General features: G+C 69.7%; 23 protein-coding genes. 21 read left to right on the top strand and 2 right to left on the bottom strand.

Annotation, left to right across the window (positions count from 1 at the left end):
* Positions 1 to 2: 2 nt before the first annotated feature.
* From ACGFY9_RS41335 to ACGFY9_RS41315, 5 genes are all read left to right on the top strand, one after another.
* On the top strand, positions 3 to 707 hold the full coding sequence (locus ACGFY9_RS41335; protein ID WP_393763132.1) for a 4-carboxy-4-hydroxy-2-oxoadipate aldolase/oxaloacetate decarboxylase: 705 nt from the start codon (positions 3 to 5) through the stop codon (positions 705 to 707).
* Complete coding sequence (locus tag ACGFY9_RS41330) at positions 704 to 1,831, top strand: 4-oxalomesaconate tautomerase (protein ID WP_393763130.1); 1,128 nt, start codon at positions 704 to 706, stop codon at positions 1,829 to 1,831. The genes ACGFY9_RS41335 and ACGFY9_RS41330 overlap by 4 nt, the downstream gene beginning before the upstream one ends.
* Positions 1,812 to 2,762 carry a catechol 2,3-dioxygenase gene (locus ACGFY9_RS41325; protein ID WP_393763128.1) on the top strand — a complete coding sequence of 317 codons (951 nt, stop codon included), beginning with the start codon at positions 1,812 to 1,814 and terminating at the stop codon, positions 2,760 to 2,762. Before ACGFY9_RS41330 ends, ACGFY9_RS41325 begins: the two co-directional genes overlap by 20 nt.
* A 125-nt stretch (positions 2,763 to 2,887) precedes the next feature.
* Positions 2,888 to 4,231 (top strand): MFS transporter, encoded by a 1,344-nt coding sequence (locus ACGFY9_RS41320; RefSeq protein WP_393763126.1) that lies wholly within the window; start codon positions 2,888 to 2,890, stop codon positions 4,229 to 4,231.
* 155 nt (positions 4,232 to 4,386) lie between these two features.
* The gene (locus tag ACGFY9_RS41315; RefSeq protein ID WP_393763124.1) at positions 4,387 to 5,181 is read left to right on the top strand and encodes an alpha/beta fold hydrolase; all 795 of its coding nucleotides are present in this window, start codon (positions 4,387 to 4,389) and stop codon (positions 5,179 to 5,181) included.
* Here ACGFY9_RS41315 and ACGFY9_RS41310 read toward each other — a convergent pair.
* Positions 5,178 to 5,591 (bottom strand): cupin domain-containing protein, encoded by a 414-nt coding sequence (locus ACGFY9_RS41310; protein WP_393763122.1) that lies wholly within the window; start codon positions 5,589 to 5,591, stop codon positions 5,178 to 5,180. The genes ACGFY9_RS41315 and ACGFY9_RS41310 overlap by 4 nt on opposite strands.
* A 234-nt stretch (positions 5,592 to 5,825) precedes the next feature.
* Between ACGFY9_RS41310 and ACGFY9_RS41305 the strand changes: the two genes are divergently transcribed.
* The 12 genes from ACGFY9_RS41305 to ACGFY9_RS41250 all read left to right on the top strand — a co-directional run bounded on the left by ACGFY9_RS41305 (position 5,826) and on the right by ACGFY9_RS41250 (position 17,271).
* Positions 5,826 to 6,407: a carboxymuconolactone decarboxylase family protein gene (locus ACGFY9_RS41305; RefSeq protein ID WP_393763198.1), complete on the top strand. Its 582-nt coding sequence runs from the start codon at positions 5,826 to 5,828 to the stop codon at positions 6,405 to 6,407.
* Positions 6,404 to 7,906, top strand: a complete 1,503-nt coding sequence (locus ACGFY9_RS41300) for a sugar ABC transporter ATP-binding protein (protein WP_393763120.1) — start codon at positions 6,404 to 6,406, stop codon at positions 7,904 to 7,906. The genes ACGFY9_RS41305 and ACGFY9_RS41300 overlap by 4 nt, the downstream gene beginning before the upstream one ends.
* Positions 7,903 to 8,916, top strand: a complete 1,014-nt coding sequence (locus ACGFY9_RS41295; RefSeq protein WP_393763118.1) for an ABC transporter permease — start codon at positions 7,903 to 7,905, stop codon at positions 8,914 to 8,916. Before ACGFY9_RS41300 ends, ACGFY9_RS41295 begins: the two co-directional genes overlap by 4 nt.
* Before the next feature lie 56 nt (positions 8,917 to 8,972).
* A complete protein-coding gene (locus tag ACGFY9_RS41290; protein ID WP_393763116.1) occupies positions 8,973 to 9,923 on the top strand; it encodes a sugar ABC transporter substrate-binding protein in 951 nt (316 codons plus the stop codon).
* A 181-nt stretch (positions 9,924 to 10,104) separates the two neighbouring features.
* The gene (locus tag ACGFY9_RS41285; protein WP_393763196.1) at positions 10,105 to 11,016 is read left to right on the top strand and encodes a LysR family transcriptional regulator; all 912 of its coding nucleotides are present in this window, start codon (positions 10,105 to 10,107) and stop codon (positions 11,014 to 11,016) included.
* Between the two features lie 352 nt (positions 11,017 to 11,368).
* Positions 11,369 to 12,289: a VOC family protein gene (locus ACGFY9_RS41280; RefSeq protein ID WP_393763114.1), complete on the top strand. Its 921-nt coding sequence runs from the start codon at positions 11,369 to 11,371 to the stop codon at positions 12,287 to 12,289.
* A gap of 32 nt (positions 12,290 to 12,321) precedes the next feature.
* A complete protein-coding gene (locus ACGFY9_RS41275) occupies positions 12,322 to 13,770 on the top strand; it encodes an NAD-dependent succinate-semialdehyde dehydrogenase (RefSeq protein ID WP_393763112.1) in 1,449 nt (482 codons plus the stop codon).
* A 6-nt stretch (positions 13,771 to 13,776) separates the two neighbouring features.
* Positions 13,777 to 14,547: a fumarylacetoacetate hydrolase family protein gene (locus tag ACGFY9_RS41270; RefSeq protein WP_393763110.1), complete on the top strand. Its 771-nt coding sequence runs from the start codon at positions 13,777 to 13,779 to the stop codon at positions 14,545 to 14,547.
* The gene (locus ACGFY9_RS41265) at positions 14,544 to 14,915 is read left to right on the top strand and encodes a VOC family protein (RefSeq protein WP_393763108.1); all 372 of its coding nucleotides are present in this window, start codon (positions 14,544 to 14,546) and stop codon (positions 14,913 to 14,915) included. The genes ACGFY9_RS41270 and ACGFY9_RS41265 overlap by 4 nt, the downstream gene beginning before the upstream one ends.
* 26 nt (positions 14,916 to 14,941) lie before the next feature.
* Positions 14,942 to 15,745, top strand: coding sequence for an alpha/beta fold hydrolase (locus ACGFY9_RS41260; RefSeq protein ID WP_393763106.1), 804 nt, complete (start codon positions 14,942 to 14,944; stop codon positions 15,743 to 15,745).
* Positions 15,742 to 16,239, top strand: coding sequence for a heme-binding protein (locus tag ACGFY9_RS41255; RefSeq protein WP_393763104.1), 498 nt, complete (start codon positions 15,742 to 15,744; stop codon positions 16,237 to 16,239). Before ACGFY9_RS41260 ends, ACGFY9_RS41255 begins: the two co-directional genes overlap by 4 nt.
* Positions 16,240 to 16,242: 3 nt before the next feature.
* On the top strand, positions 16,243 to 17,271 hold the full coding sequence (locus ACGFY9_RS41250; RefSeq protein ID WP_393763102.1) for a methionine synthase II (cobalamin-independent)-like protein: 1,029 nt from the start codon (positions 16,243 to 16,245) through the stop codon (positions 17,269 to 17,271).
* A 44-nt stretch (positions 17,272 to 17,315) separates the two neighbouring features.
* On the opposite strand, the gene ACGFY9_RS41245 is transcribed toward ACGFY9_RS41250, so the two are convergent.
* On the bottom strand, positions 17,316 to 17,612 hold the full coding sequence (locus tag ACGFY9_RS41245; protein ID WP_393763100.1) for a putative quinol monooxygenase: 297 nt from the start codon (positions 17,610 to 17,612) through the stop codon (positions 17,316 to 17,318).
* Between the two features lie 269 nt (positions 17,613 to 17,881).
* Between ACGFY9_RS41245 and ACGFY9_RS41240 the strand changes: the two genes are divergently transcribed.
* The 4 genes from ACGFY9_RS41240 to ACGFY9_RS41225 all read left to right on the top strand — a co-directional run bounded on the left by ACGFY9_RS41240 (position 17,882) and on the right by ACGFY9_RS41225 (position 23,315).
* Entirely contained in the window at positions 17,882 to 19,330 is a 1,449-nt protein-coding gene (locus tag ACGFY9_RS41240) for an aldehyde dehydrogenase family protein (RefSeq protein WP_393763098.1), read from the top strand.
* 47 nt (positions 19,331 to 19,377) lie between these two features.
* Complete coding sequence (gene lhgO, locus ACGFY9_RS41235) at positions 19,378 to 20,586, top strand: L-2-hydroxyglutarate oxidase (protein ID WP_393763096.1); 1,209 nt, start codon at positions 19,378 to 19,380, stop codon at positions 20,584 to 20,586.
* 145 nt (positions 20,587 to 20,731) lie between these two features.
* The gene (locus ACGFY9_RS41230; RefSeq protein WP_033282910.1) at positions 20,732 to 21,592 is read left to right on the top strand and encodes an amidohydrolase; all 861 of its coding nucleotides are present in this window, start codon (positions 20,732 to 20,734) and stop codon (positions 21,590 to 21,592) included.
* Positions 21,593 to 21,605: 13 nt separating this feature from the next.
* A complete protein-coding gene (locus ACGFY9_RS41225; RefSeq protein ID WP_393763094.1) occupies positions 21,606 to 23,315 on the top strand; it encodes a thiamine pyrophosphate-dependent enzyme in 1,710 nt (569 codons plus the stop codon).
* Positions 23,316 to 23,331 lie beyond the last annotated feature (16 nt).

The following is a 23,331-nucleotide window of genomic DNA, read 5'->3' as shown; positions in this document are numbered from 1 at the left end:
CCATGGGCGGCGTGATCGTCACCAACCCCCCGAAGGCGGACGCGAAGGACGTCGAGGCGCTGGCCGGCTTCGGTGTGGCCACCGTCAGCGAGGCCATGGGCCGCACCGGTCTTCTCGGACCGTCAATCCGCCCTGTGCAGCAGGGAGTTCGGGTCGCGGGCACCGCGGTCACGGTGCTCAGCTGGCCCGGCGACAACCTCATGATCCACGCGGCCGTGGAGCAGTGCGGCGAAGGCGACATCCTCGTCGTCACCACCACCTCCCCGTGCACGGACGGCCTGTTCGGCGAGCTCTTCGCCACCGCGCTGCAGAAGCGCGGGGTGCGCGGAGTCGTCCTAGGCACCGGCATCCGCGACACCCAGGAACTGCGCGACATGGGCTTCGCCGCCTGGTCCCGCGCCGTCTCGTCGCAGGGCACCGTCAAGGCCACCGGCGGCTCGGTCAACGTGCCGATCGCCATCGACGGCCAGGTCGTCCGCCCCGGTGACGTGATCGTCGCCGACGACGACGGCGTCGTGGTCGTCCCGCGCGAGAAGGCCCGCGAGACCGCCGAGAAGTCCGAGGCCCGCGAGGCCAAGGAAGCGGCCACCCGCGCCGCCTTCCTGGAGGGCCAACTCGGCCTGGACCGCTACGGGTTGCGCGACACCCTCAAGCGACTCGGCGTCGAGTACCGGTCGTACGAGGAGTACACCGGAGCCGGGTCGTGACCGGGCCCGCGGAGGTCCGCTGCATGCTGATGCGCGGCGGCACCTCCAAGGGCGCCTATTTCCTTGCCGAGGACCTCCCCGCCGACCCGGCCGAACGCGACGACCTGCTGCTGCGCGTCATGGGCAGCCCCGACCCGCGCCAGATCGACGGCCTGGGCGGCGCCCACCCGCTGACCAGCAAGGTCGGCGTGGTCTCCGCCTCGGCCGACCCCGAGGCCGACGTCGACTACCTGTTCCTGCAAGTCGCCGTCGACCGCCCCGAGGTGACGGACCGTCAGAACTGCGGCAACATCCTCGCCGGCATAGGCCCGTTCGCCGTGGAGCGGGGGATCGTGGCCCCCGGTGACGGTGAGACCTCCGTCCGCATCCGGATGCTCAACACCGGGGAACTGGCGATCGCCAGCTTTCCGACTCCGGGCGGGCGGGTCGACTACACCGGCACCGCGGAGATATCCGGCGTACCTGGAACCGCGGCGCCCGTGGTGATCGAATTCCCGCAGGGCACAAACCCGCTGCTTCCGACCGGCCGAGTCCGTGACGTGGTCGCGGGCACCGAGGTGACGTGCGTCGACAACGGCATGCCGGTCGTCCTGATCCCGGCCGCTGCACTGGACGTCACGGGGTACGAGACGCCCACCGACCTGGAAGAGAACCTCGCTCTCGCCGACCGCCTGCGGGAGATCCGCCTGGCCGCCGGGAAGCTGATGGGCCTCGGTGACGTCGAGCACGCCACGATCCCCAAGCTCAGCCTGCTCGCACCGCCCACGGACGGCGGCGCGGTGATGACCCGCACCTTCATCCCGGTGCGCTGCCACACCTCCATCGGAGTCCTGGGCGCCGCGAGCGTGGCGGCGGGGCTCCTCGTCCCCGGCGGGGTGGGGGAGGGCATCGCGGAGGTACCAGAACAAAGTGACCGAATTCGCATCGAACATCCCGGCGGATTCCTAGACATCGAAACTAGCGTGGACGCCGGATCCGCAGGTTCCGCTCCCGCGGTCCGCAGAACGGCGGTCGTCCGCACCGCACGCAAGATCTTCGACGGCACGGTCTTCCCCCGGCCCGCCGTCCCAACTCCCGCACCCGCACGCCCCCTTGGAGGCAACGATGGCTCCGCCGCTCGGTGACATCGCCCATATCGGCCACGCCCAGCTCTTCACCCCGGACCTGGACGCCAGTGTCGCCTTCTTCACCGACTACCTGGGCCTCACCGTCAACGGCCAGGACGGCGACACCGTCTACCTCCGGACCTACGACGACTACGAGCACCACAGCCTGGTCCTCACCGCCCGCGAACAGCCCGGCCTCGGCCGGCTCGCCCTGCGCACCTCCAGCGAGGAGGCCCTCCAGCGCCGTATCGAGGCGATCGGGGAGGCGGGCGGCACCGGCAGGTGGGTCGAGGACGAACCCGGCATCGGCAAGCTCTACGTCACCACCGACCCGGACGGCCACGAGCACGCCCTGTACTGGGAGAGCGAGCACTATCTGTGCCCTGACGCTCAGCGCCCCGCCCTGAAGAACCAGCCGCAGGCCAAGCCCAACCGGGGCGTGGGCGTGCGGCGGCTGGACCACATCAACTTCCTCGCCGCGGACGTGCTCGCCAGCGCCGAGTTCCAGCAACAGGTGCTGGGCGCCCGGCCGACGGAGCAGATCCAGCTCGACAGCGGACGGATCGCGGCGCGTTGGCTGACCTACACGAACAAGTCGTACGACGTCGTCTACACCGAAGACTGGACCGGTTCGACCGGCCGGCTGCACCACATCGCCTTCGCGACCGACACCCGCGAAGACGTCCTGCGCGCGGCCGATCTCGCCATCGACACCGGTGTGTTCATCGAGACGGGCCCGCACAAGCACGCCATCCAGCAGACGTTCTTCCTCTACGTCTACGAGCCCGGCGGCAACCGCATCGAGCTGTGCAACCCGCTCACCCGACTCGTCCTGGCGCCCGACTGGCCGCTGATCACCTGGACCGAGGGCGAGCGGAAGAAGGGGCAGGCCTGGGGCCTGAAGACCATCGAGTCCTTCCACACGCACGGGACTCCGCCGGTCGCCTGAGCGGCGCGCAAGAGCCACCGGAGTCACCCCCTCCGCGATTGTCGATGAGATTGTTGACAAAAACGTTGACTATCCAGAGGTGGCTCCTTAGCGTCTAGCGCACCAAGCACGAGAGGTAACCAACGATGTCTTCCTCCCCCTCCTCATCTCCGGCGCCGGCCGTGTCCGCGCGCGCCAGCAGACTGGCCCTCCTGGTCATCGGTCTGTGCTGGCTGGCCGTGCTCTTCGACGGCCTCGACATGTTCATCTACGGCTCGGTGCTGCCGCACCTGCTGGAGACGAAGACCTTCGGCCTCACCGCCGACCAGGCCGGCGACCTCGGCAGCTACGCCACCTTCGGCATGCTCGTCGGCGCCCTCACCGCGGGCACGGTCGCGGACCGGATCGGCCGCAAACAGCTGATGATCGGCTGTGTGACGCTGTTCTCGCTCGCCTCCGGCATCTGCGCGGTCTCGGGCAGCGTCGAGGTCTTCGGCCTCGGCCGCACCCTCGCCGGCGTCGGCCTCGGCGGTCTGCTGCCCACCGCGATCAGCATGGTCTCCGACTACGCCCCGCGCGGCCGGACCGCCCTCACCATCGGCATGCTGATGACCGCCCACCACGCCGGCGGCATCCTCTCCGCCTACGTGGCCAAGTGGCTGGTGGACCCGGTCGGCTGGCGCGCCGCGTTCTGGGTCTGCGTCGTCCCGCTGCTCTTCGTCCCGGTGCTGCTGAAGTTCCTGCCCGAGTCGCTCAGCTTCCTCGTCGCCAAGGGCCGCACCGACGAGGCCCACGCCCTCGCCGAACGCTTCGAGGTCCAACTGCCCGCCGCGACAGGCAAGAAGACCGCGGCCGACCGCTGGGACGCGCTGCTCGCCCTCTTCCGCGGCGGCGAGTGGCTCCAGACCCTGCTGTACTGGCTGGCCTCCTTCGGCGGCCTGCTCCTCGTCTACGGCGTCGCCACCTGGCTGCCCACCCTGATGCGTTCCGAGGGCTACGCGCTCGCCGACGCCCTCACCTTCGTCGTCGTCTTCAACCTCGGCGGCATCGTGGGCATGCTCGCCGCCGGCCGTGCCGCCGACCGCTTCGGTGCCCCGCGCATCTCGTCGATCTGGTTCGCGCTCACCGCCGTGGGCGTCTTCCTGCTCGGTGTCCACATGAACCAGGCCGTGACGATGCTGGTCGTCTTCCTCACCGGCGTCTTCCTCAACAGCGCCCAGACGATGATCTACGCGACCGTCTCCATCCGCTCCACCCCGGACAACCGCGCCACCGCGGTCGGCTGGACCTCCGGCATGGGCCGCTTCGGCGCCGTCTTCGGCCCGTGGCTCGGCGGCCAGCTGCTCGCCTCGGGCAACGGCGACTGGGGCTTCACGTCCTTCGCCATCGCCGGTCTGTCGTCGATGGTGTTCATCGGCATCGCGGCCCTGCGCAGCTCGAAGCAGGCCGAACGGACCGGCGTGGAGCAGGAGTTGGTCAGCACCCACTGACCGGCAGGAGTCGCACACGGACAGGACCGGACGCCGGCCACCGCAGGGGATGCGGGGGCCGGCGTCCGATCCGTGCACCGGCTCAGGGGGAACGACACGCCGCGTACGGAGCAGGGTCGCGGACCGTCGCAGGAGACGGCGTCACGCTCTACGACATGACCGAGAGCTGGGATGTACGGCGGGCGGGACCGACCGATGCGGCGAGCAGGGTGCTGATGATCCCCGGCGGCCTGTGCACGGCCGAGTTCTACGCCGAGGTGATGGCCGAACCGGCCCTGGCCGGCCTGGAGTTGACGGCGGTGACGCAGCCGGGCTTCGGGCCTACGAAGGCGCCCGCGGACGTCTCGATGGACAACTACGCCCGGTTGATGGCGGGGTACGCGGCCGAAGCCCGCAGCGACGTCGTCGTGGGCCACAGCCTCGGGGCCAACGTGGCGATCGAGATGGCCGCGGCCGGGCTCTTCACGGGACCCCTGGTCCTGCTGTCACCGACCTTCTCGCGCGGCGACGAGGCGACGTTCCTGGCCGTGATGGACGTACTCGGCAGGGTGCCCCTATTCGGGAACCTGGCTTGGACCGGCATGCTCAAGCTGCTGCCCGTGGCCATGAAGAAGGACATGCGGAAACGCCTGCGGCCCGAGCGGGCACAGGCTTTGGCGGAGGTGCTGGGCGGCAGCGATCCGGTGAACTGCCGCCGGATCGTGCGCCGTTACTACGAATATCTGGACCGGCACCGGGCCCTGGTCACCCGGCTGTGCGCGTCCGGCGTCCCGGCCTGGGTGGTGCGCGGCGACCACGACGAGATCGGCCTGACGGACGCAGAGCGACGCGAGTTGGAGGCCTGCCCGCAGGTCCGTATGGTCACGGTGCCCGACGCGGGACACCTCGTCCTGGTCGAACAGCCCGCACATGTTGCCGAGGTCGTGCTGGAGGCCAGTCGGCTCGGCTAGTCGTCGGAGCCCATCTGGTCCTCCGCCGACAGGTGTTCCACCGTCTTCCCCGTCTCCGTGAACGTCCGCGTGACGTACCCCGACGAGTACACCCACAGGATGCGCAGCGGGGTGTCGCCGATGTTCCGGAACAGGTGGGGGATCGGCGAGGGGACGTACGTCGTGTCGTACTGCTCCAGCTTCGTCACCTCGCCGTCGGCCACGACCTCCGCGCGGCCCTCCAGGACGGTCACGTGCTCGTCGCAGTTGTGCGAGTGCAACGGCGCCCCGGAGCCGACCGGATACACGCTCATCCCACTGGTGATCCGGTTCTCCCCGCCCGCCGACGGCGTCGTGACGAGAGGTGTCGTGACGACGGCACCGCCCCGGTCGAGCACGGGCACGGACGCGACCTTGATGATCGTGGTCATCCGGATTTCCTTTCCGCTTACACGCTTCTGCGTCGCATGACATTAGGGCTCGCGCGTGGGAATGGGTGCCCTCTGGCGTGCAGCTTTACCTTGCATTTCCAGGGGGGTGAGCTTCCCGGACCCGGCTGTACCGTCGGCACGCATCGCACGGATTCACGAACCGTGCACGTAACGCGCCGGAAAGAAAAGGCAGGTACAGGCCCCATGAGGCTCCCCGTTCTGACCGAAGAGGAAATGGACCCGCGCCAGCAGGAACTGGCCGCCCGCATCGCCGGCCGGCGCGGCGGGGTCCGCGGACCCTTCCGGGTCTGGCTGCACAGCCCGGAGATGTGCGAACGGGCCGAATCCCTCGGCGCCTTCGCCCGGTTCGACTCCAGCCTCCCCAAGCACCTGAGCGAACTCACGCTGCTGATGGCCGCCCGCAACTGGGACGCGCAGTACTCCTGGAACGCCCATGTGCACCAGGCCATCGAGGCCGGCATTCCGGAGGCCGCGGTCAAGGCGATCGCCGAGAAGCGCGAGGCCGTCTTCGACAACGAGGCCGACCAGGCCTTCTACCGGTTCTGCCGCGAGATCCTCGACGACCACTTCGTCACCGACGAGAACTTCGCCGCCGCGCTGGAGCACTTCGGCTCCAAGGGCCTGGTCGACACCATCGGCGCGCTCGGCAACTTCACCATGCTCGGCATGTGCCTGAACACCTTCCAGGTGGACCTCCAGGCCGACAAGGAACCCCCGTTCCCGGACATCCGCGGCTACGGCCGTGTCGCCCCGGACAGCTCCGACGGCGCCGACGGCACCGAGTCACGGCCGTGACAACTCCGGGGGGAGGAGCGGTACTTCGCGTCCGGGGGGTCACCAAGAGCTTCGGTGGCGCGGCCGCGCTCAAGGGCGTGGACCTCGACCTGTACCCGGGCGAGGTCCACGCGCTGATGGGCATGAACGGGGCCGGCAAGTCGACGCTGGTGCAGGTCCTTTCGGGGGTTCACCAGGCCGACTCCGGCACCGTCGAGGTCAACGGGCAGGCGCAGCACGGACTTACGGTCCGCAGGGCGCGCCGGCTCGGCATCGCGTCGGTGCCCCAGCGCCGGGAACTGGCGATGGGGCTCACCGTCGCCGAGAACGTGATGCTGGGCGACCTGCCGACGCGCGGCGGGGCCGTGCGCTGGAAGGCGGTCAACTCCGAAGCCCGCAAGGCACTTGAGGCCCTCGGCATCGACATCGACGTCAGGCGGACCGCGGGTTCGCTCACCGTCGCCGAACAGACCATGGTCGAGGTGGCCCGCGAGGTCCGGCGCGGCGGCCGCATCCTCGTCCTCGACGAACCGACCGCCTGTCTCAGCGCCGAAGCGGCGCAGCAGACAAGGGAGTTGGTGCGCACCCTGCGCGACGAGGGCGTGGCCGTCGTCTACATCTCGCACTACATCGACGAGGTGCTGGCCGTCGCCGACCGGGTCACGGTCCTGCGGGACGGAGCGGTCGTACGCAGCGCCCCGGCCGCCGAGTTCGACACCGCAGGTCTCGTCCGCAGCATGGTCGGCCGGGACGTCGTGTCGCAGCGGTCCGGGCGGCCCGCCCCCGAGGGCGAGATAGGGCTCACGGTGCGCGGCCTCACCGACGGACGGGCCGTACGGGACTTCACCGTCGAGGTGCGCAAGGGCGAGATCGTCGCCGTGCTCGGACCGGCCGGGGACGCGCAGTCACGCCTCTTCGACCTGCTGTCCGGGCGCCGCCGCCCCGACACCGGCCACCTCGCCGTGGACGGAACTCCGGTGCCCTTCGGCCGAGTTCACTCCTCGCTCGCCAGTGGCCTGCGCTGCATCACCGGCGACCGCCGGGCCCTCGGCCTGGTCCCGGAGCTGTCCCTGGACGAGAACCTGATGCTGGCCGGCGACCGCTTCGCCCGCCGCCGTACCCACCGACGTGCTCAACTCGCCCGCCGGGCCGCCCCGTTGCGCCGTAGCTACGGCGTGGTCGCGCTCGCCGGGAACCCGCCGGTGGGCGCGCTGTCCGGGGGCAACCAGCAGAAGGTGCTGCTCGCCAAGTGGCTGCAGACCGAGCCGGTCGCCTGCTTCCTGGAGGACCCCACCAACGGGGTCGACATCGCGGCCATGGCCGACATCCACGCCCTCGTCGACGACCTCGCCTCGCGCGGTGTCGCCGTACTCCTCGCGTCCTCGTCCGCCGAGGAGGTCATGCGCCTCGCCGACCGGGTCGTCGTCGTCCGCGCCGGCCGGACGGTCGCCGAGCACCACACCGACGCCATCACCCACGACGAACTCGTCGCCACCGCCCTCGGAAGTCAACCGCATTGAGCGTCAAGACACTTCCCGACGCCCCCGGCGTCGACGAACCACCCGGGAGAGCCCGTTCCCGCTTCTCGTCGGCGGCATTGCGCGGGGCCCCGCACACCGGGCTGATCGCCGTCCTGATCGTCGTGATCGTGGCGACCTCGATGCGGACCGACTCGTTCGCGACCGACACGAACGTGATCAACATCCTGCGTCAGGTCAGTGTCGTCGCCGTGATCGCGGCCGGACTCACGCTGCTGATGACCGCGGGCGGCATGGACTTCTCGATGGGCAGCAACGTCGCCGTGACGACCGCGGTCGGGGCGCAGTTGCTGGCCCACGGCCACTCCACCGCGTTCACCGTCGTGGTCTCGCTGGTGCTGGCCACCCTGATCGGTCTGGTCAACGGAGTGGTCGTGACGTTCACGAACGTGGCTCCGTTCGTCGCGACCCTGGCGACGGCCACGCTGCTGGACGGCGTCGCTCTGCTCGTGCTCGACAGCGTCAGCGTCTCCATCGGCACCAAGATGTTCGCCCTCGGCAACAACAAGATCCTCGGGGTGCCGTACCTGCTGGTCGTCGCGATCCTCGTGCTGGTGGCGACCGCCCTGGTCATGCGGTTCACCGTGTTCGGCCGCGACGCCTTCGCCATCGGCGGCAACGAACACGTCGCCCGGCTCAGCGGCATCAATGTCACGGCCCGCAAGCTCTCGCTCTACGCCCTCACCGGGGCCCTGTCGGGCCTGGCCGGACTGATGCTGCTGTCCCGGCTCAGCGGCAGCAGCCCCGGCACCGGCGGACTCCCGCTCCAGCTCCAGGCCGTCGCCGCGGTCGTCATCGGCGGCACCGCCCTGGCCGGCGGCTACGGCACGGTCGTCGGCACCGCGCTCGGCGTGGTCCTCCTCGGCGTGGTCGCCAACGCGCTGAACCTGCTCCAGGTCTCCAGCAACTACCAGTCGGTCTCCGTCGGCGCGGTGCTGCTCATCGCGGCCGTCGCCAACGAGATGCACAAGGCACGTTCCGCACGTCATTGACCGGCCTTGCTCCCTGCCGCATCCACAAAGACTGCATTCAGAAAAGGCGGTTCACCATGAGAATTTCGCTCCGTTCCCGCAGATCCGTGCTCGCCGCGTTCGCCGGCACCACTCTCGTACTGAGCGGTTGCGGCACGAGCGACGACAGCGGGAGTTCCGGCGATGTCACCCTCGGGTTCGTCAACGGCGGTGACACCGAGTTCCACAGCTGTCTCCAGAAAGCGGTCGAGCAGGAGGCGAAGACGCAGAACGCCAAGGTCTTCACCGCCAACTCGCACCAGAATTCCACCACCGAGCTGTCCAACATCGAGGACATGACCTCGCGCAGTGTGAGCGCGCTGATCGTGCAGACGGTCAACGTGGACGCGCTGAAGGGCGACATCGCCAAGGCGAAGGCCGCGGACATACCGATCTATGTGACCTCCGTGGCCACCAGCGACGTGAACGACATCCTCGGCGCGGCCGTCGTGGACCTCACCAAGGTCGGCGCCCTGGATGCCGGCTGGGTCGCGACCGACGCGGGCGGCGAGAGCGTCGAGGTCGGCGTGATCGCGGGTGCGCCCGGAGCCGCCTCCGACCTCCTCGTGGGCGGCTTCACCAAGGCGCTGCCCGGCACCGCGAAGGTGGTCGCGAACCAGCCGGGCATGTTCAACCCGGTGAAGGCACAGGACGTCGCCGAGAACATGATCCAGGCCCACCCGGACCTGCGGTACGCGTTCGTCGCCTCCGAGGACATGGCGCTGGCCGCCCGCAAGGCGTTCGACGCGGCAGGCAAGAAGGACGTGAAGATCGTGACCGTCAACGGCACGGACGAGGGCCTGGCCGCCGTCAAGGACGGACGGCTCTCCGCCACCGTGGCCAACTCGGCCATGGCGATAGGACAGACCGCAGTGAAGAACGCGGTCGGTCTGTTGGCCAAGAAAAAGGTTGACAAAATTGCCAACATTCCTCTTTTGTTGGTGACCAAGGACAACCTGAGCAAGGCCCCCCAGTACTGCCCGAAGTAGACGGAGTCCGGTGCCGGGAGCGACACCTGTCTCAGTGTTGTCCGAGCCGCCTGTCCGTCACATCGCCGGAATGTCCAAGTGGAGCCGCCACCAGGACATCCCGGCCGGGGTCGGACCCGTCAGTACGACCGGCACCGCCGCCGGGGCCCACCCCTGGCACATGTGGGCCTCCGGAGGAATCATGGATCGACTGCTCCTCATGCACAGCTTCGTCACCGTCGCGCAGGCCGGGAGTTTCAGCGGCGCGGCGAAGAAGCTGGGATCGTCGGGCTCACTCGTGTCGCGGCACGTCGCCGAGCTGGAGCGACAGGTGGGCGTCCGCCTGGTCAACCGCACCGCCCGCTCGGTCAGCCTCACCGAACCGGGGCTGAAGTACGCCGAGTTCGCGGCCCGCATCCTCGACGAGATCGAGGCCGAGGACGCCGTCATCTCGCACCTCCACGACCGCGCCGAGGGCACCCTGAGCATCATCTGCCCGAAGTGGATAGGCAGCCTGGACCTCGGGGACGCGATCGCCGCCTTCTCCGCCGCCCACCCCAAGATCCACGTGCGCTTCGAACTGGGCGGCATGTCCGACCGGACGTACGACTTCCTGGACAGCGGCTTCGACGTCGCCTTCCACACCCGCGACCTGCGCGACTCCAGCGTCCGCCTCAAGAAGATCGCCTCGCTGCCCTTCGTGCTCTGCGCCTCCGAGAAGTACCTGGAGCGCGGCGGCCCGCTCGCCGAGCCCAACGGCCTCGCCCACCACGACTGCCTCGTCCACGTCAACGACCCGGTCTGGCGCATCGGCCACGGCCACGCCTCCACCCTGCACAAGATCCGCAACATCGCCTTCTCGTCCAACTCGTACATCGCCCTCCAGAAGGCCGCCGTCCACGGCCGCGGCATCGCCCTGCTGCCCCAGCGCCCGGCCTACGACGACCTGATGACCGGCGCCCTGAAGGTCCTGCTCCCCGAACTGGCGGTCCCCGACCGCCCCCTGTTCGCGATCTACGGCCCCGGCCAGGCCACCCCGCGCAAGGTCAGCGTGTTCCTGGACTTCCTCGCCGAATGGTTCTCGCAGAACCCCATTCCGGCCATCGAGTCGTAGGGCCTGTCCGGCGGATCCTGTAGCGGACGCGGGGTGTGGCACGCACTCCCCCACTGCCTTGAAGGCGTGGGGGGACCCCCAGCGGCGTTGTCGTCGGTTGTCGACTCCCCCACGCTCGAACGACCTCGCGCGGGGGGACCCCCATCGCGTTGCCGCCCTCCGCCGCCTTGCAGCTGCACGCGCCACACCCCGCTCACCGGTGCTGATTAGGCACCGATGATTTCCTGCGACTTGATCCGCCGGACAGGCCCTAGCCGCAAGAAACGATTGCGAATTCAGACGAGCCCGGACCATTGAGGCCTTCCCGCCCCGAAATCTAGGCTCGCCGGGCGACCCGCGAAACGAGGCATCCATGGGAATCCAGAGAATCGAATCCGTCACCTACGGGATCGACGACGTAGACGAATGTGTCCGTTTCTTCGGCGACTTCGGGCTGTTCCTGCTGGAACGGACCGAGGAGCACGCGGTCTTCGAGACCCTCACCGGGCAGACCCTCCACCTGGACACCGTGCCCGGCCCCCTGCTGCCGCCGGCGGTGGAGGCCGGTCCGACCATCCGCGAGGTGGTCTGGGGCGTCGACACCCCGGAGGAACTGGCCCGGCTGGTCGCCGCCGCGGGCCGTGACCGCAAGGTCCACGAGAGCGCCGACGGCGTCCACCACACCGTGGACGAGAGCGGCTTCGGCGTCGGACTCACCCTGGCCCGCCCGAAGAACGCGGACGTCACCCCCCGCCCCGTCAACGTCTCGGGCAGCGTCGACCGCTGGAACACCGCGCTGGAACCGCTCACCCGGGCCTTCCCGCTGCGCATGTGCCATGTCGCGCTGAACATCGTCAAGGAGGGCCGCGAGGAAGCCGTCGCCTTCTACACCGAGCGGCTCGGCTTCCGGGCCACCGACATCGTCGAACCGATGGGCGTGTTCATGCAGGCACCGGGCGACGACGACCAGCACACCATGCTGCTGTGCCACCGCCCCGACCGCGCCGGCGTCAACCACATCGCCTACGAGGTCCCCGGCTTCGACGACGTCATCGAGGGCGGCAATTACATGATCGAGCGCGGCTGGCGGGAGGCCCGCAAGCTCGGCCGCCACACCGTCGGCTCGAACGTCTTCCGCTTCCTGCACGCCCCGTGCGGCGGCCGCGTCGAGTACGCGGCGGACATGGACCGCGTCGACGACACCTACGAGACCCGCGTCCACGAGTCCACCCCGCCGCACCACATCTGGGCGCTGCGCTCCAACCGCGACCAGCAGGACGCCCCCGCCACCTGACTCTCCTCCCCAGCCTGAGAGGGCACCCACTCATGACCTCCGACCACGGCTACCCCGCCGTCCGCATGTACATCGCGGGCGAGTGGTGCCAGGGCGGCACCGGACGGACCGCCCCGATCGTGAACCCGGCCACCGCGAAGGTGATCGGCGACGTACCCCTCGCCACCCCCGCCGACCTCGACCGCGCCCTCGACGCGGCCACCGGGGGCTTCCGCACCTGGCGGAACACTCCGATCGCCAAGCGCTCAGCGATCCTGCACGCCGCCGCCGACCTCATCACCGAACGCGCCCCCGACATCGGCCGGATCATGGCCCAGGAACAGGGCAAGCCCCTCCGCGAGGGCACCACCGAGGCCCTGCGCACCGCCGACACCCTGCGCTGGCACATCGAGGACGCCCGCCGCGCCTACGGCCGGATCATCCCGTCCGCGCCCGGCACCCTGCTCACGGTCCGCCGCGAACCGGTCGGCCCCGTCGCCGCGTTCGTGCCGTGGAACTTCCCCGTCGGCGGCCCCAACCGCAAGCTCTCCTCCGCTCTCTCCGCCGGCTGCTCGATCGTCATCAAGGCGTCCGAGGAGACACCGGGCACCGCCGCCGCGCTGGTCGCCTGCTACGCCGACGCGGGACTTCCCGCCGGTGTCCTCAACCTCGTCTTCGGTGAACCAGCCGAAGTCTCCGCCCACTTGATCCCCTCGCCGCAGATCCGCCTGGTCGCCTTCACCGGCTCGGTCCCGGTCGGCAAGCTTCTCGCCGCCCAGGCCGGCGAGGTCATGAAGCCCACCCTGATGGAACTCGGCGGCCACGCCCCGGTCATCGTCTGCGCCGACGCCGACCCCGTTAAGGCCGCCCGCAAGGCGGCGCAGGCGAAGTTCTTCAACGCCGGCCAGGTGTGCACCTCACCGAGCCGCTTCTTCGTCCACGCGAGCATCGCCGAGGAGTTCACCGCCGAGTTCGTGAAGGCCGCCCAGCAAGTCACCGTAGGAGACGGCCTCGACGCCGACACCACCATGGGCCCGCTCGCCAACGAGCGCCGACTGCAAGCCATGGAGACGCTGGTCGCCGACGCCGTCGAACGCGGCGCCAAGGTGCTCACCGGCGGCCAACGCCTCGACCGCGCCGGCTACTTCTACGCCCCGACCGTCCTCACCGACGTACCGACGGACGCGCAGCTGATGCACGAGGAACCCTTCGGCCCGCTCGCCCCGATCGTGCCCTTCACCGACCTGGACGAGACCCTCGCCCTCGCCAACTCCCTTTCCTACGGCCTCGCCGCCTACGGCTTCACTGAGTCCGCCGCCACCGCCGAGAAGCTCGCGGACGCGCTGGAAGCCGGCATCCTCTCCATCAACCACTGCGGCGGCTCCGTCGCCGAGGCCCCCTCCGGCGGCGTCAAGGAGAGCGGCTACGGCAGGGAGGGCGGCCCCGAAGCCCTCGACGCCTACCTGATCACCAAGCGCGTCTCGCACCTGCTGGCGGGCTGAACCGCCATGAGGTACACGCGAGTTGAGGTCGGCGGCCGGGCGGTGTGGGGCCGCGTGGGGGAGGAGCGCATCGAGCTGCTGTCCGAGTCCCCCCTCGACGGCGACCCCTCGGTCCTCGGCACGGTGCCGGTCGCCGACGCCCGCTGGCTGCCCGTCGTCGTACCGCCCGTGTTCTACGCGGTCGGCATGAACTACCCGCGGCACATCGCGCACGCCCGCGCCGAGACGCCCACCCGCCCCGAGGTCGGCTACCGGGCCAACAACGCGCTCACCGGCCACCGTTCGCCCATCGTCAAGCCGGCCGAGGTCGAGGGCCGCTTCGAGGCGGAGCCCGAACTCGTCGCCGTGATCGGCCGCACCCTGAAGCACGCCTCCTACGACGAGGCCCGCAAGTCGGTCTTCGGATGGACCATCGGCAACGACGTGAGCGCCCGCACCTGGCAGCACCAGGACCGCTCCTTCTGGCGCAGCAAGAACAGCGACACGTTCAAGCCCATGGGTCCCTGGATGGAGACCGACGTCGACGCCCTGGCGCAGACCACGACCCTCCGTGTGAACGGGGAGGTCCGCGCCTCGTTCGCCACCGGCGACATGGTCTTCGACCCGTTCGACCACATCGTCGAACTCACCAAGCACATCACCATGCACCCGGGGGACGTGCTGTGGATGGGCGCCGAGTCCACCTGCCAACTCGAACCCGGGGACACCGTGGACATCGAGATCAGCGGCATCGGCGTCCTGTCCAACCCCGTACACAGCGAAGGGAATCCGTCATGAGCAGCGCACCCCGCTCCATCCACCACGTCAACTTCCCCACCACCGACCCCGACCGCACCGCCGAGTGGTACACGAAGGTCTTCGGGATGAAGCGCATCATGCCCAAGTCCAACACCCGCGTGGTGCTGATGACCCGCGGCAACTTCGACCTCCACTTCACCCCGGTCGAGGAGATGGAGCGCATGGCGCCCTATCACTTCGCCGTCGAGGTCGACGACTGGGACGACTTCCTCGCCCACCTGAAGGACCTGGGCATCCGGCACACCCGGCCGATCGAACGCCCGGAGAACCAGTCGAAGTTCTGCTACATCCACGACCCCGACCACACCATGATCGAGCTCGTCTTCCACGGCCGCCGCCCCAACTAGCCACCCGCGTACAGGAGTTCACCCCCATGCCCATCGCCGACTCCGACGGCACCTCCATCTACTACGAGCGCCACGGCAGCGGTCCGGCGATCCTGTTCGTGCACGGCAGCGGCGGCCACCACGCCGCCTGGTGGCAGCAAGTGGCCGCGCTGCGCGAGGAGTTCACGGTCGTCACCGTGGACCTGCGCGGCTTCGGCAAGTCCGACGCACCCACCCCTCCGAACTCGTCCAGGCCCGAGTTCGACGGCCAGGACTTCCCCGGTGACGTCGTCGCCGTACTGGACCAAGAAGATCTGACCGACGCCATGCTGGTCGGTCAGTCCATCGGCTCCGTCGCCGCGCTCCGCGCCGGACTGCTCCGCCCCGAGCGCGTGGGCTCCGTCGTGCTCGGCCACTCGCTGGGCGGCATCAGCCACCCCGAGCTGAAGGAACTGGCCGCCGCCGACCGCGCCGAGGCCGTCAAACTCCCGGTCATCGACCGCCTGTTGACGAAGCGGTTCCAGGAGGAGCGGGCCGACCTCACCTTCCTGTTCCAGCAGATGGGCACGTTCAACGTCGCCAGGATGCAGGACCTGCGCAACCTCGACACCGACGGCCCGACCCTGGACGACATCCAGAACTCCGGCGTGAAGGTCGCGTTCCTGGCCGGCGAGAAGGACGCGGTGCTCAGCGTGAAGACCGTGACCCGCGCCCACGAACTGCTGCCCGGCTCGCACCTGGAGATCGTCCCGGACGCCCCGCACTCCATGTACTGGGAGACGCCCGCGAAGTACAACGCCGCCGTCGCCCACCTGCGCCGCACCCTCACCGCACCGAAGGAAGCAGCATGAGCAGCCTCACCCTGGACGCCGCCGAGGAGATCATCGACGCCGCCCACAAGCGCGCCCAGTCGATAGGGAAGGCGGTGAGCGTGGCCGTGGTGGACGCGGGGGGTTTCCCCATCGCCATCCGCCGTCCGGACGGAGCGCGCCCGCTCACCCCGGACATCGCCCGCGCCAAGGCGTACACGGCGGCCATCATGCAGCGCCCCGGCAAGATGCTGAAGAAGTGGCAGGAGAGCCAGCCGGTCTTCTTCGCCCAGTTGTCCCAACTCCCGGGCGCCGCCATGCCGATCATGGCCACCGAAGGCAGCCTCACCATCAAGAAGGACGGCGAGATCATCGGCGGCCTCGGCATCGCCGGCGGCACCGCCGACGAGGACCAGCAGATCGCCGAGGAGGTCCTCGCCTCGCTCGGCTACGAACTGGAGTTCGCCGCCTGGGGAGTTGCCGGCAAGCCGGCCTCGCCCTCGTCGTCGTTGCCCTCGTCCGGAAAGGATGCCTGACCCATGGCGGACACGTTCAACTACCGCATCGACCACCACGGCAGCCTGGTCCGCCCCACCGAACTGACGGCGGCCCGCGCGGCAGGCGACCCCGAGGCCCTGAAGGAGGCGGAGCTCCAGGCGGTCAAGGACGCGGTCGCCTTCCAGCGCAAGCTCCGCTCCACCGTCGTCACCGACGGAGACTTCCCCCGGGAGGACTTCCGCAGCGCGGTCCTTGACGGAGTATCAGGCTTCCGACGCACGGACGAGACGGACTCCGACGGCCTCCCCCGCTGGGTCGCGGAGTCCCTCCCGAAGGCCAACGGCCCACTGCTCGCGGCCTGGGCCGCGCGGCTCACCGAACTGACGGTGACCGCACCGAAAGCCTCGCTGCCCTCACCCGCGTACCTCGCCGCCACCACGTTCCAGCCCGGCCACGGCCCGTCCTCCGCAAGGGAGTTGGGGGAGGCCCTCGCGGAGATCGTCCTCGCCGAGATGGAGCTGCTGGTCTCCAAGGGTGTCCGCCTGATCCAGCTCAACAACCCACTTCTGCTGGGGCAGTTGGGGACCGACCCGACCGACCCCGACGCGCTCTCCTTCGCGGACGCGCTCGCCGTCGACGCCCTGGCGGTACGCCTGGACGAGCGCCCCGAGGGCGTACGGATCGGCCTCGCCCCCGGACCGGTCGCCCCCGCCGCGATCGACTGGGCCCGCGTCGAACGGCTCTACGGTGAGATCGGCGCCGACCGCTGGATCCTCCCCTTCGACCAGGGCACCCCGGCCGAACTCGCCCTCGTCAAGGCCCTTCCCGAGGACCGCGACTTCTGCCTGGGAGTCGTCGACGCGACCGTGCCCGCGCTGGAGGACATCGACACGGTGATGGCCAGGCTCGACGCCGTGGGGGAGTTCAAGGACCTGGAGGACGGCGCCGTAGCACCGTCCCGGGGCTTCGCCGACGTGGCGAGCCGGCCGCTGCTGAGCGCCGAACAGCAGCGCCGGAAGATCGAGTTGGTGGAGACGGTGGCGCGGTACGTCTGGGGCAACGAGTTCTGACGTACGGACCGGGAAGCGCGGGAGACGCACTTCCCGGCGGGGTCTCACGAAACCTGGAGCACCTCGGCGAACGTCACCCTGCGGTCGGTCAGCAGCGGCCAGATGGTCTCCACGATCAGCTCGTCGAAGTGCTCGGCGGCCTTGTGCGCGTCGAAACCGGCCCGGTCGGCGTACTGCTCGTACAGCACGAAACTCCCCGGAACATCCGCCTCGGCGTGCACCTCGTACGCCAGGTTCGCCGGCTCGGCACGGGTGAGCTCGCGCACCTTCAGCAACGCGGCGCGCACCGTGGCCTCGTCGGCGGGCGCGCAGAAGTAGCGGGCGATGACTGCGTAGGCCATGTCGTGTCTCTCCTCGTCGAAATCCTCGGCGGATCCCCGAATCCTCAAGGGATCCCCGGCTCCCGGCAGCGCGTCGGCAGCCGTTGTCCGGCCCGCCGATTCCAGCACGGATCAACCCTCCGCCGACCTGCGCGCGGCGCAAGCAATGCCTGCCTCCGCGGGGCTGGTGGCACCGCCCCCACATGGTGTGTTGTCGCATCCGGCCCACTGCGGCCGCTGACTGTGCAGACCGCGGACCCGCACCGCGGCGGACGAAGGAAGTGATCTTCATGCGAAGCCTGGAAACCCTCTCCGGTGGAGAGTGGGTGACGACCGGCGAGTGGATCGAGGTACAGAACCCCGCCGACGTCCGCACCCCCCTCGCGCGCATCCCCGCCCTCGCCGCCAAGGACGTCACCCGCGCCTACGACCACGCCGAGCGCGGCTTCGCCGTATGGAAGCGCACCAGCCCCTTCGAGCGGGCCCGGATCTTCACCGAGGCGGCCAAGCTGATCCGCGAGCGTGTGGACGAGATCGCGGCCGATGTCACCGCCGAGAACGGCAAGACCGGCGCCGAGGCCCGCGGCGAGACCCTCAAGGCCGCCGACTTCCTCGACTACTACGCGGGCCTGGCCCGCCAGGGCTACGGCACCCTCCTGCACGACGCCCGCCCCGACACCCGGGTACACACCCAGCGCGAGCCGATCGGGGTGATCCTCGTGATCAGCCCCTGGAACGACCCGCTGATCACCCCGGCCCGCAAGCTCGCCCCGCTGCTCGCCACCGGCAACGCGGCCGTGTTCAAGCCGGCCACCGAGACACCGTTGTCGGGCCTGCACTTCGCCCGCGCCCTGCACGACGCCGGCCTGCCCGCCGGTGTCCTGAACGTGGTGACGGGCCGCACCGCCGAGATCGAGGAGGCGCTCCTCGACGATCCTCGCATCGTCGGCATCACCTTCACCGGCTCCAACGAGGTCGGCAACCGCATCCGCCGTCGCCTCGCCGACCGCAACGTCCGCTTCCAGGGCGAACTCGGCGGCAAGAACGCCTCCGTCGTCCTCAAGGACGCCGACCTGCAGTTCGCCGCGAAGACGGTCGTAGCGGCCTCGTTCGGCCAGGCCGGACAGCGCTGCACCGCCACCAGCCGGGTCGTCGTGGAGCGGCCGGTGTACGAGGAGTTCACCCGGCTGCTGGTCGCCGAGGTCGAGGCGCTGAAGGTCGGCCCGGGCAGCGACCCGGCGACCACCCTGTGCCCGCTCTCCAGCCCGAAGCAGCGCGACAGCGTTCTCGCCCACCTCGCAGGGGCCGTGGAACAAGGCGCGACCGTTCTCACCGGCGGCCACGCGGACACCGACGGCGACCACGCGCATGGGTGTTTCGTCCAGCCGACCGTGCTCGCGGACGTCACCGCCGAGACGGCGATCTGGCGCGAGGAGGTCTTTGGACCGGTCCTGGCCGTGCGCGCCGTGGACGACTTCACGCAGGCTGTCGACGCCGTGAACGACTCCGACTTCGGGCTCGCGGCAGCGGTGTTCACCCGGGACCTCGCCTCCGCCTACCGCTTCGCGGACGACGCCGAGTGCGGGCAGATCGCGGTCAACGCGACCACCCCCGGCTGGGACGTGCACCTGCCCTTCGGCGGCTTCCACGACTCCGGCACGGGCTACAAGGAGCAGGGCGACGAGGTCCTGCGCTTCTCCACCCGCGTCAAGACCGTCGCCGTCCACTTCGGCGCCTGAGAACGTCGGTACGACAGAGATTCGGTACGACAGAGAGGAGGATGCCGATGGCTGACGAGACGATCGGCATCGTCGGCGCCGGCATCGTGGGCCTGGCCACCGCCCGCGAGATCGCCCTGCGCCGCCCCGGCACCCGGGTCGTGGTTCTGGAGAAGGAACACGAGGTCGCCGTCCACCAGACCGGCCACAACTCCGGGGTCGTACACGCCGGCATCTACTACGCACCCGGCAGCCTCAAGGCCGACCTGTGCGTCCGAGGCGTATCGATCCTGCGCGAGTACTGCCAGGACCGCGGGCTGCCGTGCGACGAGATCGGCAAGCTCGTCGTGGCCGTACGGCCGGACGAACTGGGCCGGATGGAGAGCCTCTACGAGAGGGCCCGGAACAACCACGTGCCCGAACTCCGCAAGATCTCCCAGGAGGAGATCAAGGAGCTGGAGCCGCACGCCGGCGGTATCGCGGCCCTGCACTCGCCGCGCACCGCGATCACCGACTACCCGGCGATCGCCCGGGAGTTCGCGAAGGACATCGAGGCTTCCGGCGGCGAGGTGAAGCTCGGTTTCCCGGTCACGTCCATCACCAATGTGCCCGGCGGCATCGAGGTCGCCTCGGGCCAACTGCGCGTCCGGGTCGACCGGTTGATCCTGTGCGCGGGGCTCCACTCGGACGCCGTGGCGAAGCTGGCGCAGGACAAGAGGGAACCGCGGATCATCCCGTTCCGGGGCGAGTACATGCTCCTCAAGCCGGACCGCACGAACCTGGTGCGCGGGCTCATCTACCCGGTGCCCGACCCCCGTTACCCCTTCCTCGGCGTGCACTTCACCCCGCGCGTCGACGGCAGCGTCGAGGTCGGCCCGAACGCCGTCCTCGCCCTCGCGAGGGAGGGCTACAAGCTCAGCCGCGTCTCCCTGAAGGACCTCGCCGGGCTCGCCGCCTACCCCGGCTCCTGGAGGATGGCCGCCCAGCACTGGCGGACCGGCATCAAGGAGTACCGCGGCTCGCTGTCCGCGAAGGCCTTCATGAAGGACGCCGAGCTGTACGTCCCGGGCGTCGGCGTCTCCGACGTCGTACGCGGCGGGGCGGGCGTCCGCGCCCAGGCACTGGACCCCGACGGCACCCTCGTGGACGACTTCCGCATCCACCAGGTCGGCCGGATCACCGCCGTACGCAACGCGCCCTCGCCCGCCGCCACGGCGTCCATGGCGATCGCCGAGCACATCGTCGGCGCCGTGTTCAGCGCCCCGTCCGCAACCTGAGAATGCCCTGCGTACAGCGGTGTTTCGCGCAACTACTGCTTGCGCTCCCGGGGCTCGGCAAGGCCTCGCGACCCGCCTAGCGTTCCTTCCGCAGCACCACCTCACCGGCCCCTTCGCAAGACCTTCGAGAGAAAGAGCTCACGACATGTTCGTTGTCGACACGCAGATCCACATCTGGAAGGAAGAGACCCCGGACCGCCCCTGGGTCCCGGGCGCGCGGGAGCGCATCCGCCTCAACGGACACCGCGAGGACCCCTTCTCGTACGAGGAGGCCCTGGAGCTGATGGACGAGGCCGGCGTCAACCGGGCCCTGATCCTGCCGCCGTCCTGGGAGGGCGACCGGATCGACTACGCCCTGGAGGCCTGCGAGGCGCACCCGGACCGCTTCGGGATCATGGCGCGCATCCCGCAGAACAAGCCCGAAGAGGGCAAGGCGATGCTGGCGGACTTCGCGCAGAACCCGCATGTGAAGGGCACGCGCCTCACCTTCCACCGGCCACAGGACCGCAACTGGATGATCGACGGCACCAACGACTGGTACTGGCCGATCGCCGAGGAACTGCGCGTCCCGACGATGGTCCACGCGCCCATCTGGAAGCGGGAGTTGGGCGAGATCGCCGCCAAGCACCCCGAGCTGAAGATCATCATCGACCACATGGGCATCATGGCCCGCTGTGTCGACGACGCGATCGGCTACTGGGTCTCGGAGACCGCCGACCTCGCCGCCCACCCGAACATCTACGTGAAGCTCTCGGCGCTCCCGGGCTACTCCACGCAGCCGTTCCCGAACAACAACATCCAGAAGTACGTCCGCGAGATGGTCGACAAGATGGGCCCGCAGCGCTGCTTCTACGGCACCGACATCACGCGGCTGCTGGGGCACGGCATCACGTACACCGACACGATCGAGCAGTTCACCAAGCACTGGGACTTCACGCCCGAGGAGCTTGAATGGATCATGGGCCGCGGTATCTCCGAGGTCCTGAACTGGCCGATCGAGGGCTGAGGAAGCACGAGAGATGACCGACACCACCAACACCCCGGACGCCGACGGCGGCGACGCTCTCGTCACCGCCTTCAACGCCGTCGGCGCCGACTACGTCTTCTGCTCGTCGGGCTCCGAGTGGGCCCCCGTCTGGGAATCCCTCGCCCGTCGGCACCGCGACGGACTGCCCTGCCCGCAGTACCTGGACCTGACCCACGAGACCGTCGCCGTCGGCATGGCCACCGGCTATGGCCTCGTCAAGCGCCGGCCGCAGGGCGTGCTGCTGCACGCGGCCCCCGGTCTGCTCCAGGGCTCGATGGCCGTGCACGGCGCGCTGCTCGCGGGCGTCCCGATGGTGGTCAGCTCCTCGGAGTCCACCACGTACGGCGACGGCCCCGGCCAGGATCCCGGCGGCCAGTGGTACCGCAACCTGTCCGTCGTGGGCGGCCCGCACCAGATCGCGCAGCCCTTCACCAAGTGGTCCAACGAGGCCGCCAGTGTCCACACCCTTCCCACGATGGTGACGCGGGCGGCGGAACTGGCCTGGCGGGCCCCGGCGGGACCGGCGTACCTCAACGTCCCGCTGGAGATCCTGCTGGAGGAGTGGGACGGGCGCGAGGCCAAGCCGATCGTGCCGCCCGGTTCGACGCACAGTTCGCCGGAAGAGGTCGATCCTGTCGCCCAGTTGATCCGCGAGGCGACGAACCCCGTCATCGTCACGGAGACGGCCGGGCGGGAGGCGGGCGGTTTCGAGGCGCTCGTCGCCTTCGCCGAGGCGTGGAACATCCCGGTCGTCGAGCCCGACTCGGCGGTCTGCGGCAACTTCCCGCGCACCCACCCGCTGCACGCCGGCAGCGACATCGGCCCGTGGATGGACGAGGCGGACCTGATCCTCCTCGTCAACTGCCGCGCCCCGTTCTATCCGCCGTCGCGCCGTCCCTCCAAGGCGACCGTCGTCGTCATCGACGAGGTGCCGCAGCGCCCGCACGTCGTCTACCAAGTCCTGTTCGCCGACACGTACTTGGAAGGCAACGTCGCCAACACCCTGCGTCAGCTGGCCAAGCGGGCGAAGGACCTCGACGAGGCGTCCGTCGCCGTACGCCGTGCGGCCCAGGAACGACGGCACGCAGACGAGCAAGCTGCGATCGCCGGCGCCGAGACAAAAGCTGCGCAGGCGGAGGGCGTTGACCCGATCCTCGTCGCCGCGACTCTGCGCAAGCTGCTGGACGGTCAGGGCGGGATCGTCGTCGACGAGACCATCACGCACAGCCGGGTCGTCAAGCGTCACGTCCAAACCGCCGACCCCGACTCGTACTTCTACGTCCAGGGCGGCCTCGGCCAGGGCATCGCGGTCGCGCTCGGCGTCAAACTCGCCGCACGGGAACGCCCGGTGGTGCTCACCATCGGCGACGGCGCGTTCACGTACAACCCGGTCATCCCGTCGTACGACGCCTCCAACGCCTACGAACTCCCGCTGCTGATCGTGGTGTTCAACAACCGCGTCTACAAGTCGATGAACCTCAACCACCGCAGGTTCTACCCCGAGGGCGCCGCCGCCGACACCGGTGAGTGGCTCGGCACCGATCTGCACCGGCTGCCCCGACTCGCCGCGTTCGCCGAGCCGTTCGGGATGCACACCGAGACCGTCGACGCACCCGAGGCTCTCGCGCCCGCGCTGGAGCGTGCGCTCAAGGCCGTGGCGGAGGGCACCACCGCCGTCGTCGACGTCCTCGTCACCCGCTGAACCAGGAAGGCACCCG

The sequence above is a fragment of the Streptomyces sp. NPDC048504 genome (genome assembly GCF_043200035.1).
Taxonomy (GTDB): Bacteria; Actinomycetota; Actinomycetes; order Streptomycetales; family Streptomycetaceae; genus Streptomyces.
The sequence above is the reverse complement of the archived record's forward strand: the minus strand, read 5'-3'. Positions and strand labels throughout refer to the sequence as shown.